1 protein-coding gene is annotated in these 240 nt (G+C 60.0%); it reads left to right on the top strand.

Annotated features, from left to right (window positions below; translation table 11 throughout):
* Positions 1-236: transposase (locus tag GWC77_RS29035; RefSeq protein WP_173263110.1), on the top strand; the 236-nt coding region annotated here is incomplete at its 5' end.
* Positions 237-240 lie beyond the last annotated feature (4 nt).

Raw genomic sequence — 240 nt, 5'->3', positions numbered from 1 at the left:
GCTCGAAGGTCGAGCCGATGAAGGAGGTGGCGCGAATGATTCGCCGCCACTTCGACGGCATCATCGCTTGGACTCAGACTCGCCAAACCAACGGCTTCATCGAGGCCATCAACGGCTTGTTTCAGGCTGCCAAGCGCAAGGCGCGCGGCTACACGCGCTTCGAAACAATGCGAACCGTGCTGTTCCTCATCGCCGGCAAGCTAGATTTCTCCAGCTTCAACCCGCATGCCTCGTGAGCCG

This window comes from Paraburkholderia sp. NMBU_R16 (genome assembly GCF_013282575.1).
Lineage (GTDB): Bacteria > Pseudomonadota > Gammaproteobacteria > Burkholderiales > Burkholderiaceae > Trinickia.
The sequence above is the reverse complement of the archived record's forward strand: the minus strand, read 5'-3'. Positions and strand labels throughout refer to the sequence as shown.